Here is a 13,547-nt window from a genome sequence, read left to right as displayed (position 1 = left end):
CTTTGTGTTTCATTTTTTCATGTAAAAACACCACGATATGCAATCTGATCAATACAGTTATCTTCCTATTTTAATGCAGCTTATTTTGGCTGTAGGTTTTGTTGTTGGAACTATCATTGTTTCTGGAAAATTAGGACCAAAAAGAACTTCTGAAATTAAAGACAAAAACTTTGAGTGCGGTATCGAATCTGTTGGTAATGCACGTATTCCATTTTCAGTAAAATATTTCCTTGTAGCCATCTTATTTGTATTGTTCGACGTAGAGGTAATTTTCCTTTATCCTTGGGCAGTAAATTTTAAAGAATTGGGTATCGAAGGAATGCTAAAAATGATTATTTTTATGTCACTTCTTTTGGTTGGATTTTTCTACATCATCAAAAAGAAAGCACTAGAGTGGGAATAAAGAAATTATAAATTTCAGATTTTTAAATTTTAGATTGCTTTGATTTAGAATTTTAGATTTGAGATATTGATTTCTAAAAATATAATATTGATTTTTTTAAATATTGATTTCGGTTTTCAGGATTTTCAAAATCTAAAATCAGAAATCTAAAATCTAAATTAAAATGAGCGATTCAAATATAAACATGGTTGCCCCTCCTGAAGGTGTTGTTGGTGAAGGTTACTTCGCTACAAAACTTAATGATGTAGTAGGTTTGGCACGCGCGAATTCTCTTTGGCCTTTACCATTCGCAACATCTTGCTGCGGAATTGAGTTTATGGCAACAATGGCTTCACATTATGATTTAGCACGATTTGGTTCTGAGCGTGTGAGTTTCTCTCCTCGTCAGGCAGATATGTTATTGGTAATGGGAACTATTTCTAAAAAAATGGCACCAATCTTAAGACAAGTTTACGAACAAATGGCTGAACCTCGCTGGGTTATTGCTGTTGGAGCATGTGCTTCATCAGGAGGAGTCTTTGATACGTATTCTGTTTTACAAGGAATTGACAAAGTTATCCCGGTTGACGTTTACGTACCAGGATGCCCGCCAAGACCGGAACAAATTGTAGATGGTGTAATGAGACTACAAGAATTGGTAAAAAGCGAGTCTGTAAGACGCAGAAGCTCTCCGGAATACCAAGAATTATTAGCTTCATATAATATTTCATAAGATGGCTTTAGAAAACACCCAAATACAAGATAAACTTACCGAAACATTTAGCTCAAGTGTTTTCAACTTTCAGGAAGAGAGAGATATATTTTCAGTAGAAACATCTGCTGACAAAATCACCGCTCTAATACTATTCTTGAAAAACGATGCTGATTTACGTTTTCATTTTCTAACAGATCTTTGCGGAGTTCATTATCCGGATAACGAAATAGATCGTCAGTTTGCAATAGTATACCATTTACACAATTGGTACGAAAACAAACGAATTAGAATCAAAGTATATCTTAACGGCGAAAAACCGGAAATAAAATCTATTTCAAATATTTTCTTAAGTTCAAACTGGATGGAAAGAGAAACGTACGATTTCTACGGCGTGAACTTCATTGGTCACCCTCAATTGAAACGTATTTTGAATATGGATGAAATGGTCTCTTTCCCAATGCGTAAAGAATTCCCGATGGAAGACAGCGGAAGAACGGATAAAGACGACAGATTCTTTGGAAGAACAACAACAAATTGCTAAAAAATAATTCAACATTATAAAATGTCAGAACTATTATTACCACCAGAGCATCGCTATGCTAAAATAATTAAGGAGAAACTAAATGAAGACGGAAGTGAACTTTCGGTTCTGAATTTAGGACCAACTCACCCGGCTACACACGGTATCTTTCAGAACATCCTATTAATGGATGGTGAAAGAATCCTGGAAGCAGAACCTACGATTGGTTATATTCACCGAGCGTTTGAAAAAATCGCCGAAAATCGTCCTTTTTATCAAATTACACCGCTTACTGACCGTATGAACTATTGCTCCTCTCCTATTAACAATATGGGATGGTGGATGACTTTAGAAAAGCTATTAAATATTGAAGTACCTAAACGTGCTCAATACTTAAGAGTTATCGTAATGGAATTGGCTCGTATTACCGATCACTTAATCTGTAATTCAATCCTTGGTGTAGATACTGGTGCATATACTGGTTTCTTGTATGTTTTTCAATTTAGAGAAAAAATCTACGAAATCTACGAAGAAATTTGTGGAGCTCGTTTGACTACAAATATGGGAAGAATCGGTGGATTTGAAAGAGACTGGTCTCCAGCCGCTTTTGAGAAACTAGACACTTTCCTTAAAGATTTTCCAGCTGCATGGAAAGAGTTTGAAAACTTATTCGAAAGAAATAGAATTTTCCTTGACAGAACTGTAAATGTAGGTGCAATTTCTGCAGAGCAGGCAATGGCTTACGGATTTACAGGACCAAACTTGCGTGCTGCCGGAGTTGATTACGATGTTCGTGTTGCTCACCCTTACTCTTCTTACGAAGATTTCGATTTCATTGTTCCTGTTGGAAAATCAGGAGATACTTATGATCGTTTCTGTGTACGTAATGCAGAAATCTGGGAGAGTTTAAGCATTATTCGTCAGGCATTAGATAAAATGCCGGCTGGTAACGAATATCATGCTCAGGTTCCTGACTATTACCTTCCTCCAAAAGAAGATGTTTACAATTCAATGGAATCTCTAATTTATCACTTTAAAATTGTAATGGGAGAAGTTCCTGTACCAGTTGCAGAAATTTACCATCCTGTTGAAGGTGGAAATGGAGAAATCGGATTCTATTTAGTTACTGACGGAAGCAGAACTCCATATAGATTACACTTTAGAAGACCATGTTTTATCTATTACCAAGCTTATCCTGAAATGATTAAAGGTGCTTTGTTATCAGATGCAATTGTTATTCTATCAAGTTTAAATGTTATCGCAGGAGAACTGGACGCATAAAAAAATATTTTAGATTTTAGATTTTAGAATTCAGATTCAAAGTTTAAGTCTAATAAAAGATTTGTAGAATGTAGATTATAGGTTGGAGATTGAAAAATCTAAAATCAGAAATCTAAAATCTAAAATTAAGAATGGAAAGAAAACATTACAAACAAGAAATAAATATGACTGAAGCATTGATGAACCGCATCAATGAGTTAATCAGTCATTATCCTGAAGACAAAAGAAAATCAGCTTTATTGCCTGTTCTGCATGAAGTGCAGGATGCTCACAATAACTGGTTAAGTACGGAGTTGCAGGATAAAGTTGCTGAAATCTTAAACATCAAACCAATTGAGGTATATGAAGTAGTTACTTTCTACACCATGTACAATCAAAAACCAATTGGAAAATACATGTTTGAATTTTGCCAGACCTCTTGTTGTTGTTTAAATGGTGCTGAAAATTTAATGGATTATACTTCTGAAAAATTAGGCATTAAAATGGGTGAAACAACTCCAGACGGAATGTTTACTATTGCCGGAGTAGAATGTTTAGGTGCTTGCGGATATGCTCCGATGATGCAGTTAGGTGATTTCTACAAAGAAAAATTGACAGAAGAAAAGATAGATCAGTTAATCGCTGATTGTAAAGATGATAAAATAATATTACACGATAAATAAGATGTCAAAAAAAATATTATTAGATAAAATCAATGTTCCGGGTATTAAAACTTACGAGGTATATCGCCAAAATGGTGGTTATGCTTCTGTAGAAAAAGCTTTAAAAACCCTTACACCGGACGAAGTAGTTGAAGAAGTAAAAAAATCAGGTCTTCGTGGTCGTGGTGGTGCTGGTTTCCCGGCAGGAATGAAATGGAGCTTTATTGATAAAAAATCAGGAAGACCAAGACATTTGGTTTGTAATGCTGATGAGTCTGAACCAGGAACATTCAAAGATCGATTTTTGATGGAATATATTCCTCACTTATTGATCGAAGGAATGATTACCTCAAGTTTTGCTCTGGGCGCTAACCTATCGTATATCTACATTCGTGGAGAGTATATGTGGGTTTTCAAAATCTTAGAAAGAGCAATCGCCGAAGCTAAAGCTGCCGGCTGGTTAGGAAAAAATATATTAGGAACAGGTTACGATTTAGAACTTCATGTTCACTGTGGAGCCGGAGCTTATATTTGTGGAGAAGAAACTGCACTTATTGAATCTCTGGAAGGTAAAAGAGGAAATCCTCGTATCAAACCACCATTTCCTGCGGTTTCAGGACTTTGGGCAAACCCAACAGTAGTAAACAATGTAGAAACTATTTCAGCTGTGCCTTGGATCATCAACAATTCAGGTGATGATTACGCTAAAATTGGTCTAGGACGTTCAACAGGAACTAAATTAATTTCTGCTTCAGGACACATAAAAAATCCGGGAGTTTACGAGATTGAATTAGGTTTAAGTGTTGATGAATTCATGAATTCTGATGAATATTTAGGAGGAATGTCTTCAAGCAGACCTTTAAAAGCATTTGTTCCAGGAGGATCTTCAGTGCCGATTTTACCTGCTGAATTAATTTTTAAAACAGCAAATGGCGAAGACCGATTAATGACGTACGAATCTTTAAGTGATGGAGGTTTTGCTACCGGATCGATGTTAGGTTCAGGTGGATTTATCGTGTATAACGATACTGCCTGCGTAGTTAGAAACACTTGGAATTTTGCCCGTTTCTACCACCACGAATCTTGCGGACAATGTACACCTTGCCGTGAAGGAACAGGATGGTTGGAGAAAATTTTATGGAGAATCGAAAACGGTCAGGGCCGTGAAGAAGATATCGAATTATTATGGAGTATTCAGAGTAAAATCGAAGGTAACACGATTTGCCCGCTTGGTGACGCAGCCTCTTGGCCGGTAGCCGCAGCAATCCGTCACTTTAGAGATGAATTCGAATACCACGTTCGTTTCCCGGAAAAAATAAAACACAGAGATCATTTTGTAGCTGAACCGTTTTCGCAAGTAAAACATTTAGTTGGCAAACAAACAGTTTAAAACAGTTTAAAACAGTTTAAAATAGTTTCAAGTTTCAAGTTTTTTTAGTTTCAAGTACACCACCTGAAACTTTAAACCTGAAACTAAAAAAACAAAGCAAAGATGAAAGTAACCATAGACGGTCAAAGTATAGACGTAGAGCCAGGAACAACGATCCTGCAGGCTGCACGTATGATTGGTGGAGATTTAGTTCCGCCAGCCATGTGTTATTACTCAAAATTAAAAGGCAGCGGCGGTAAATGTCGTTGTTGTTTAGTTGAAGTTTCTAAAGGTAGCGAGGCTGATCCAAGACCAATGCCAAAATTAATGGCATCTTGTGTAACAGGATGTATGGACGGAATGGAAGTGAACAGTAAATCTTCTGATCGTGTAACAGAAGCCCGCAAATCTGTAACTGAATTTTTATTGATCAATCACCCACTTGATTGCCCTATTTGTGATCAGGCTGGAGAATGTGATCTTCAAAATTTAAGTTTTGAGCACGGAAACCCAAAATCACGTTTTATTGAAGAAAAAAGAACATTTGAACCGGAAAATATTGGTCCAAATATTCAACTACATATGAACCGTTGTATCTTATGTCAAAGATGTGTACAAGTTGCAGATCAGCTTACAGACAACAGAGTTCACGGAGTTTTAGATCGTGGAGATCACGCTAATATTTCGACAGGTATATCAAAAGCAATCGACAATGAATTCTCTGGAAACATGATCGATGTTTGTCCTGTTGGAGCATTAACAGATAAAACATTCCGTTTTAAATCAAGAGTTTGGTTCAACAAACCTTACAATGCACACAGAGAATGTACTACTCCTGGATGTTGCGGAAAAACGACTGTTTGGATGTTTGGAGGAGAAATTCAACGTGTTACTGGTCGTAAAGATGAGTACCATGAAGTGGAAGAATTCATTTGCAACAGCTGTCGTTTTGAACATAAAGATGTAAATGACTGGGTTATTGAAGGTCCAAGAGAATTTGAAAAAGATTCTGTTATCAATCAAAATAACTACGTTCAAAAATTAGAAAAAGTACAAATCGATACTGAAAAGAATATTCTTTTAGGTAGAGATATCGACCGTAAAAAAATTAGTATGGCTGAAATTCCATTAAACAATAACAACAAAAATTCTTAACGATGGTAGATAATGTATTTATTATAGAGAAAAGTGTTGTAATTGTGATAGTTTTTGCCATCACTATGATTATGGCGATGTATTCTACTTGGGCTGAACGTAAAGTTGCGGCTTTTCTTCAGGATCGTGTAGGACCTAACCGTGCCGGATGGGGAGGATTATTACAACCTCTTGCAGATGGTATGAAATTATTCTCTAAAGAAGAATTTTTCCCAAACACACCTAACAAATTCTTATTCATTGTTGGTCCAGCTATTGCTATGAGTACGGCATTAATGACCAGCGCTGTTATTCCTTGGGGAGACAGACTTCATGTATTTGGAAGAGATGTTCTTCTTCAGGCAACTGATATAAACATTGCTTTATTATACATTTTTGGAGTACTTTCTGTTGGAGTATACGGAATCATGATTGGTGGATGGGCCTCTAACAACAAATTCTCATTAATGGGAGCTGTTCGTGCAGCTTCGCAAATGGTTTCTTATGAAATCGCAATGGGATTATCAATGATCGCTTTATTGATGATGACGGGAACAATGAGTTTAAAAGAGATTACAATACAGCAATCAGGAATGAACTGGAATGTTTTCTACCAACCGTTATCTTTCTTAATATTCTTAATCTGCTCTTTTGCAGAGACTAACAGAACACCTTTCGATTTAGCAGAATGTGAATCTGAGTTAATTGGTGGTTACCATACTGAATATTCTTCTATGAAAATGGGATTCTATTTATTTGCTGAATATGCGAGTATGTTTATTTCTGCTACTATTATTTCTGTATTGTTTTTTGGTGGATACAATTATCCTGGAATGCAATATATTGTAGAGCATGTTGGTGTAAATATTGGTAACTTATTAGGAATTGCTGCGCTGTTTGTAAAAATATGTTTCTTCATATTCTTTTACATGTGGGTACGTTGGACGATTCCAAGATTCAGATACGATCAATTAATGCATTTAGGATGGAGAATTTTAATTCCGCTTTCTATCGTTAATATCATGATAACAGGTATTGTAATTTTAAGAAGCGAAATTGCTGTCTTTTTAGGATTTTAATAAACCGAGAGTCCTAGCCCTGATAGCAGCGGCATCCTTTTATGGTGGGGTTCACCATAAAAGATACAGCGAATAGCAGGATTAGCTTCAAACAAAAAATAAAATAGATTTTAGATTTGACTTCAAACTCAAATTGTAAATTATAAATCATACATTAAAAATGTCAATAGAAACTATATCATTGTCGGGTAGAAAAAAGATGGTCTCTAATAAAGAGATGACTTTTTGGGAGCGATTATATCTTGTAGCAATTGTTAAAGGTTTGGCAATTACGCTTAAACATCTTTTTAGAAAAAAAGTTACCATTCATTACCCGGAACAAGTGCGAACTATGAGTCCGGTTTATCGTGGTCAACACATGCTAAAACGTGATGAGCAAGGTCGTGAAAACTGTACAGCTTGTGGTTTATGTGCATTGTCATGCCCTGCAGAAGCTATTACAATGAAAGCTGCTGAGCGTACAGCTGATGAAAAACATTTGTACAGAGAAGAAAAATATGCTTCTATTTACGAAATAAATATGTTACGTTGTATTTTTTGCGGTCTTTGTGAAGAAGCTTGTCCAAAAGATGCAATTTATTTGACCACTTCGAAAGTATTGGTTCCTGCAAGTTACGAAAGAGAGGATTTTATTTTTGGAAAAGACAAATTAGTGATGCCTTTAGAAATGGCTATGAAAAATGCTCAACTTAAAAACGCTAACTAAATGATACATATTCCTGATTTTGCTAACGCAACTACTGTACAAATTATATTTTGTTTCTTAGCGTTCATAACGGTTATAACTGCTTTTTTAACTATTTTCAGCAGAAACCCAATTCATAGTGCGATCTATTTAGTAATCTGTTTTGTTTCTATAGCAGGACACTATTTATTATTGAATGCACAATTTTTAGCTATCGTACATCTTATCGTATATTCCGGTGCCATTATGATCTTGTTCTTATTTACGATCATGTTGATGAACCTCAATGAGCAACGCGAAGTTCATAAACCAAGAATTACACGTTTAGGTGCAATTGTTTCTTTTTGTTTGATTTGTATTGTATTGATTACAATCTTCATCAACTCAAAACCAATTGTTGGGGCTTACGATTCTACTGGAGAAGATTTCCAATCTATAGATGTATTAGGTAAAATATTATTGAGCGAATATATGGTTCCGTTCGAATTTGCATCAATCTTACTTTTGGTTGCGATGATTGGAACTGTATTATTGTCTAAAAAAGAAAAATTAAATAAATAATGGGTAATATCTTAAATCAAATAGGTATCGAAAACTACATCTTTTTAAGTGTTGTACTTTTCTGTATTGGTATTTTTGGTGTATTGTACAGACGAAATGCTATTATCGTTTTCATGTCTATCGAAATCATGTTGAATGCTGTTAACCTTTTATTTGTTGCTTTTTCAACGTATCATCAAGATGCACAAGGACAAGTTTTTGTATTCTTCTCTATGGCTGTTGCTGCAGCAGAAGTTGCAGTTGGATTGGCTATTTTAGTTTCGATCTTTAGAAATTTAGGTTCGATTAGTATCGATAATTTAAAAAATTTAAAAGGATAAATAAAAATGGATACCAATTTAGCTCTAGTTTTAGTATTAGCTCCTTTTTTAGGATTTTTAATCAATGTTTTCTTTGGAAAAAGTTTAGGAAAAACGGTTTCAGGTATCATTGGAACTGCATCTGTTGTAGTTTCATTTCTTGTAACTCTTTTCTTTTTCAATCAAATTACTCAAACTCAAAAAGCCATTCAAGTAACTTTATTTGACTGGATTCAGATTAGTAATTTTTCTATCAATCTTGGATTTTTATTAGATCAGTTGTCTGTACTTTGGTTACTGTTTGTAACCGGTATCGGATCTTTGATTCATATATATTCTATCAGTTACATGCATGATGACGAAAACATGCATAAGTTCTTTTCTTACCTGAACTTATTCGTTTTCTTCATGATCACGCTTGTAATTGGAAGTAACTTATTAGTATTGTTTATTGGCTGGGAAGGTGTTGGACTTTGCTCGTATTTATTAATTGGATTTTGGTATAAAAACCAGGATTACAATGATGCAGCAAAAAAGGCTTTCATCATGAACAGAATTGGAGATTTAGGTCTTTTGATCGGAATGTTCATTATTGGTTCTATGTTTTCTACTTTAGACTACTCAACATTACAAACTGCTGTTGCGGCAGCAAAAGAAGCTTCAACTTTAAACTTACCATTACTTGGAATAGCGGCGTTATGCTTGTTTATTGGAGCTTGTGGTAAATCTGCTCAAATTCCGTTATACACTTGGTTACCTGATGCGATGGCGGGACCAACTCCTGTTTCTGCTTTGATTCACGCTGCAACGATGGTAACTGCGGGTATCTTTATGATCACAAGATTAAACTTTGTTTTTGATCTTGCTCCGGAAGTACAAAATATTATTGCTATCGTAGGAGCTATCACTTCATTAGTAGCGGCTACTATTGGTTTAGTTCAAACCGATATTAAAAAGGTATTAGCTTATTCTACAGTTTCTCAATTAGGATTAATGTTCCTTGCTTTAGGTTTAGGAGCTTATGAAGTAGCTGTATTTCACGTAATCACACACGCTTTCTTTAAAGCTTGTTTATTCTTAGGTTCAGGTTCTGTAATTCACGGTTTACATGGTGAGCAGGACATGCGTAAAATGGGTGGTTTGCGTAAAGCAATGCCTATTACTTTCTGGACAATGTTAGTTTCTTCATTGGCTATTTCAGGAGTACCGTTTTTCTCTGGTTTCTTCTCTAAAGATGAAATTTTATTAACTGCTTTCCACGGAAGTATTCCTTTATACGTAATTGGATCTGTTGCTTCTATTATGACAGCATTCTATATGTTCCGATTGATGTTCCTTACTTTCTTTAAAGACTTTAGAGGAACTGAAGAACAAAAACATCATTTACATGAAAGTGATGGTTTAATTACTTTTCCTTTAATGATTTTAGCTGTTTTAGCTACTTTTGGAGGATTGATTAGCTTACCTGGAAATAGTTGGTTAAATAGCTATTTAGCACCACTTTTTGCAGAAGCATCAGGCGAAGCACATCATTTAGGCGCTACAGAATATGCTTTGATGGGAGTTGCCGTTGTAGGTGGACTTTTAGGAATCTTTATTGCTTACATCAAGTACTTTAAACAAGATAATGTTCCTGAAGCAGACGAAAATATTACTGGTATTGCTAAAGTTTTATATAACAAATATTATGTAGACGAGTTTTACGATGCTGTATTTGTTCGTTCTGTAAACGCAATATCAAGATTCTTTAGAGACTATGTTGAAACAAGTCTTTCAGCTCTTGTTTTCGGATTAGGAAAAGTAACCAATGAGATAGGATATCAAGGTAAAAAACTACAAAGCGGAAGTATTGGATTGTATCTGTTTGCTTTTGTTTTAGGTCTTTGCGCCATTGTTTCGTATATATTTTTAGCTCAATAATTTAATAACTATGAACGTTTCTCTTATATTAATTATTCTTTTAATTGGTGCATTTGCCACTTATTTTGTTGGTGACAAACTAGCTTCAAAAGTAGCTTTGTTCTTTAGTTTGGCTGCTTTAGGCTGTTCTTTGGTATTATTAAGTCATTTTAATGCCGGTGAAAACATCAGTCTGATCAATGCCTGGATTACACAGCCAAAAATTTCATTTGCATTAAACGCAGATGGTCTTGCGATTTCAATGCTGTTGCTAACTGTTGCCTTAACTCCTATTATCATTTTTTCTTCTTTTGGGAATGAATACAAAAATGCTAAAGGATTCTATGCTTTGATTTTATTTATGGCGTTTGCAATGACAGGAACTTTCCTTGCCGCAGACGGACTTTTATATTATATCTTTTGGGAATTGGCTCTTATTCCTATTTACTTTATTGCTCTTATCTGGGGTAATGGTGATGTTGACGAACGCAGAAAAGCAGTTGTAAAATTCTTTATTTACACACTTGCAGGATCATTGTTCATGTTAACAGCTTTTATCTATTTGTATACAAAAGCAGGCAGTTTCTTAATCGAAGATCTATACAAAGTAGATTTATCAGCAACGGAACAACTTTGGATATTCCTTGCTTTCTTCTTAGCGTACGCAATTAAAATTCCGATTATTCCTTTTCATACATGGCAGGCAAATGTATACCAAAAAGCACCAACAGTTGGAACTATGCTTTTATCTGGTATCATGCTAAAAATGGGACTTTATAGTGTTATTCGTTGGCAATTGCCAATTGCACCTTTGGCTGCAAAAGAATACATGAATATCTTTATTGCTTTAGGAATTGCAGGAGTAATTTACGGTTCTATTGTAGCTTTAAGACAAAAAGACCTTAAAAAATTATTGGCTTATTCTTCATTAGCTCACGTTGGACTAATTGCTGCAGGAAGTTATACGTTGACTATTGATGGTTTACGCGGAGCTGTTTTACAAATGATCGCACACGGTTTTGTTGTGGTAGGATTATTTTTTGCTGCCGAAATCATTTTCAGAAGATTCGAAACAAGAGAAATTGCTCAATTAGGCGGTATTCGTATACAATCACCAAAGTTTACGTCAATGTTCTTAATTTTGGTTTTGGCTTCTGTTGCTTTACCAAGTACTTTTAATTTCGTTGGAGAGTTTACTGTTTTATACAGTCTTTCTCAAATCAATATCTGGTTTGCTATTTTAGGCGGAACAACAATTATCTTAGGAGCGTATTATATGCTTAAAATGTTCCAAGGAGTAATGTTGGGAGAAACGAACTCAAAAACGTTTGCTGATGTTTCTGTTAACGAGGGAATTTCATTAGTTGTAATTATTGCGGTTTTATTATTCTTCGGATTTTATCCAAAACCAATTACAGATTTGATTACACCAAGTTTAGAGACAATTCTAAACGTTATCAGTAAGAATTAATATTTTAAATAAAAATAAATTAGGGCATCATTAGTTTTAGATTTCCTAAATCAAAAAAACAAAAATGAATACATTAATAGCTATTATAGGATTAGGTGTTTTCTGCCTATTATTTGAAATTCTTAATTTAAGAAAGGCCATTGTTCCAGTTACAATCGTGGGATTATTGGCGGTGCTTGCACTTAATTTTTCTGAATTTGGATCTACAGAAAGTTATTATAATAATATGATTACAGTGAGTAAATTCTCTACTGCTTTTTCATCATTATTTATTATTCTAACCATTTTTCTGGTAGCTCTAAGTCATAATTTTTATGAAAAGCACCCAACTAAAATCTCCGATTTTATTGCTATAAAAATATTTTTATTGGCTGGAGGTGTAGCAATGGTTTCTTTTGGAAATTTGGCTATGTTTTTCTTAGGAATTGAAATCCTTTCTATCGCTCTTTATGTTTTAGCAGCCAGCGAAAGATTAAACTTAAAAAGTAACGAAGCAGGTATGAAATACTTTTTGATGGGATCATTTGCATCAGGAATTATTTTGTTTGGAATTTGTTTGATTTACGGTGCTATGGGAAGTTTTGACGTAGCTGAGATTCACCAAAGCTCTCTTTCTGCTGAATTACCAATTTGGTTTCCAATTGGAATGATCTTAATGATTGTTGGTATGTTATTTAAAGTAGCAGCGGTACCATTTCATTTCTGGGCTCCGGACGTTTACGAAGGTTCTCCAGCTTTGACTACAGCATTAATGAGTACTTTGGCAAAAGTTATTGCTATTGCAACTCTTTTTAAATTAATTTCAGAGTTAAATTTAATTCCGTCTTTAGAAAATCAAAATTTATTAGGAACATTCGAAACTATCGTTGTGATTGTTTCCATAGCTTCTATGACTGTTGGTAATATTATGGCATTGCGTCAGGTGAATGTAAAAAGAATGCTTGCTTTCTCCGGAATCTCGCATGCCGGATTTATGTTAATGACATTACTTACTGTTGCAACATCTGCAGGTGTTTTATTGTACTACACAGCAGCGTATGCATTAGCGGGAATTGCTGCATTTAGTGTTATTCTATATGTTTGCAAAAATCAGGATAATGAAGATGTTACTAATTTTCACGGTTTAGGAAAAACAAATCCATTATTAGCGGCTATCTTAACCGGATCATTATTATCTATGGCAGGTATTCCGATCTTCTCTGGATTCTTTGCTAAGTTATTCTTATTTGATCAGACAATTCAGGCTGGATATATTGCTTTAGTAATCGTTGCTGTAATTAACTCTATCATAAGTGTTGGTTACTACTTTAAACTAATTCTTGCAATGTACTCTAAAGAACCAAACGAAGAGCGTACAGGAAAACCTGTTCTTATTTATGCGATTGCTATAATTTCAATTGTTTTGAATATTGCTTTAGGTTTGTTTCCATCATTAGTTTTGGACTTGTTAAACTAAAAAGTTTACATCATTATATAAGTAAAGCCGTCATTTTGAACATGCCCCAAAAAGT

The 13,547-nt window shown here is 34.7% G+C and carries 14 protein-coding genes; all 14 read left to right on the top strand.

Going from position 1 to position 13,547, the window contains the following annotated elements:
- Window positions 1–37: 37 nt before the first annotated feature.
- Complete coding sequence (locus tag B0A66_RS07925; RefSeq protein ID WP_089049325.1) at window positions 38–403, top strand: NADH-quinone oxidoreductase subunit A; 366 nt, start codon at window positions 38–40, stop codon at window positions 401–403.
- Between the two features lie 163 nt (window positions 404–566).
- Window positions 567–1,115 carry an NADH-quinone oxidoreductase subunit B gene (locus B0A66_RS07920; RefSeq protein ID WP_089049324.1) on the top strand — a complete coding sequence of 183 codons (549 nt, stop codon included), beginning with the start codon at window positions 567–569 and terminating at the stop codon, window positions 1,113–1,115.
- A gap of 1 nt (window position 1,116) precedes the next feature.
- Complete coding sequence (locus B0A66_RS07915) at window positions 1,117–1,638, top strand: NADH-quinone oxidoreductase subunit C (protein ID WP_089049323.1); 522 nt, start codon at window positions 1,117–1,119, stop codon at window positions 1,636–1,638.
- 21 nt (window positions 1,639–1,659) lie between these two features.
- On the top strand, window positions 1,660–2,898 hold the full coding sequence (locus B0A66_RS07910; RefSeq protein WP_089049322.1) for an NADH-quinone oxidoreductase subunit D: 1,239 nt from the start codon (window positions 1,660–1,662) through the stop codon (window positions 2,896–2,898).
- Between the two features lie 131 nt (window positions 2,899–3,029).
- A complete protein-coding gene (locus B0A66_RS07905) occupies window positions 3,030–3,560 on the top strand; it encodes a complex I 24 kDa subunit family protein (RefSeq protein WP_089049321.1) in 531 nt (176 codons plus the stop codon).
- A 1-nt stretch (window position 3,561) separates the two neighbouring features.
- Window positions 3,562–4,929 (top strand): NADH-quinone oxidoreductase subunit NuoF, encoded by a 1,368-nt coding sequence (gene nuoF, locus B0A66_RS07900; RefSeq protein ID WP_089049320.1) that lies wholly within the window; start codon window positions 3,562–3,564, stop codon window positions 4,927–4,929.
- A gap of 102 nt (window positions 4,930–5,031) precedes the next feature.
- Window positions 5,032–6,063, top strand: coding sequence for a 2Fe-2S iron-sulfur cluster-binding protein (locus B0A66_RS07895; protein ID WP_089049319.1), 1,032 nt, complete (start codon window positions 5,032–5,034; stop codon window positions 6,061–6,063).
- 2 nt (window positions 6,064–6,065) lie between these two features.
- On the top strand, window positions 6,066–7,121 hold the full coding sequence (nuoH, locus tag B0A66_RS07890; protein WP_089049318.1) for an NADH-quinone oxidoreductase subunit NuoH: 1,056 nt from the start codon (window positions 6,066–6,068) through the stop codon (window positions 7,119–7,121).
- A gap of 160 nt (window positions 7,122–7,281) precedes the next feature.
- Window positions 7,282–7,827, top strand: a complete 546-nt coding sequence (locus tag B0A66_RS07885) for a NuoI/complex I 23 kDa subunit family protein (RefSeq protein ID WP_089049317.1) — start codon at window positions 7,282–7,284, stop codon at window positions 7,825–7,827.
- Window positions 7,828–8,367: an NADH-quinone oxidoreductase subunit J family protein gene (locus B0A66_RS07880; RefSeq protein ID WP_089049316.1), complete on the top strand. Its 540-nt coding sequence runs from the start codon at window positions 7,828–7,830 to the stop codon at window positions 8,365–8,367. It abuts the gene before it with no gap.
- Window positions 8,367–8,687, top strand: a complete 321-nt coding sequence (gene nuoK / locus B0A66_RS07875) for an NADH-quinone oxidoreductase subunit NuoK (protein ID WP_017494599.1) — start codon at window positions 8,367–8,369, stop codon at window positions 8,685–8,687. Before B0A66_RS07880 ends, nuoK begins: the two co-directional genes overlap by 1 nt.
- A gap of 6 nt (window positions 8,688–8,693) precedes the next feature.
- Window positions 8,694–10,586 (top strand): NADH-quinone oxidoreductase subunit L, encoded by a 1,893-nt coding sequence (nuoL, locus tag B0A66_RS07870; protein WP_089049315.1) that lies wholly within the window; start codon window positions 8,694–8,696, stop codon window positions 10,584–10,586.
- A gap of 10 nt (window positions 10,587–10,596) precedes the next feature.
- A complete protein-coding gene (locus B0A66_RS07865; RefSeq protein ID WP_089049314.1) occupies window positions 10,597–12,036 on the top strand; it encodes a complex I subunit 4 family protein in 1,440 nt (479 codons plus the stop codon).
- Between the two features lie 64 nt (window positions 12,037–12,100).
- The gene (locus B0A66_RS07860; RefSeq protein WP_089049313.1) at window positions 12,101–13,492 is read left to right on the top strand and encodes an NADH-quinone oxidoreductase subunit N; all 1,392 of its coding nucleotides are present in this window, start codon (window positions 12,101–12,103) and stop codon (window positions 13,490–13,492) included.
- The last annotated feature ends 55 nt before the right edge of the window (window positions 13,493–13,547 follow it).

Origin of the sequence: Flavobacterium hercynium, from assembly GCF_002217285.1 — a bacterium.
Taxonomy (GTDB): Bacteria; Bacteroidota; Bacteroidia; order Flavobacteriales; family Flavobacteriaceae; genus Flavobacterium; species Flavobacterium hercynium.
This window is presented reverse-complemented; position numbering and strand designations above follow the sequence as displayed.

Coding starts and splice junctions, on each gene's coding strand:
- B0A66_RS07925 (WP_089049325.1), top strand. CDS start 38: ATGCAATCTGATCAATACAGTTATCTTCCTATTTTAATGCAGCTTATT.
- B0A66_RS07920 (WP_089049324.1), top strand. CDS start 567: ATGAGCGATTCAAATATAAACATGGTTGCCCCTCCTGAAGGTGTTGTT.
- B0A66_RS07915 (WP_089049323.1), top strand. CDS start 1,117: ATGGCTTTAGAAAACACCCAAATACAAGATAAACTTACCGAAACATTT.
- B0A66_RS07910 (WP_089049322.1), top strand. CDS start 1,660: ATGTCAGAACTATTATTACCACCAGAGCATCGCTATGCTAAAATAATT.
- B0A66_RS07905 (WP_089049321.1), top strand. CDS start 3,030: ATGGAAAGAAAACATTACAAACAAGAAATAAATATGACTGAAGCATTG.
- nuoF (WP_089049320.1), top strand. CDS start 3,562: ATGTCAAAAAAAATATTATTAGATAAAATCAATGTTCCGGGTATTAAA.
- B0A66_RS07895 (WP_089049319.1), top strand. CDS start 5,032: ATGAAAGTAACCATAGACGGTCAAAGTATAGACGTAGAGCCAGGAACA.
- nuoH (WP_089049318.1), top strand. CDS start 6,066: ATGGTAGATAATGTATTTATTATAGAGAAAAGTGTTGTAATTGTGATA.
- B0A66_RS07885 (WP_089049317.1), top strand. CDS start 7,282: ATGTCAATAGAAACTATATCATTGTCGGGTAGAAAAAAGATGGTCTCT.
- B0A66_RS07880 (WP_089049316.1), top strand. CDS start 7,828: ATGATACATATTCCTGATTTTGCTAACGCAACTACTGTACAAATTATA.
- nuoK (WP_017494599.1), top strand. CDS start 8,367: ATGGGTAATATCTTAAATCAAATAGGTATCGAAAACTACATCTTTTTA.
- nuoL (WP_089049315.1), top strand. CDS start 8,694: ATGGATACCAATTTAGCTCTAGTTTTAGTATTAGCTCCTTTTTTAGGA.
- B0A66_RS07865 (WP_089049314.1), top strand. CDS start 10,597: ATGAACGTTTCTCTTATATTAATTATTCTTTTAATTGGTGCATTTGCC.
- B0A66_RS07860 (WP_089049313.1), top strand. CDS start 12,101: ATGAATACATTAATAGCTATTATAGGATTAGGTGTTTTCTGCCTATTA.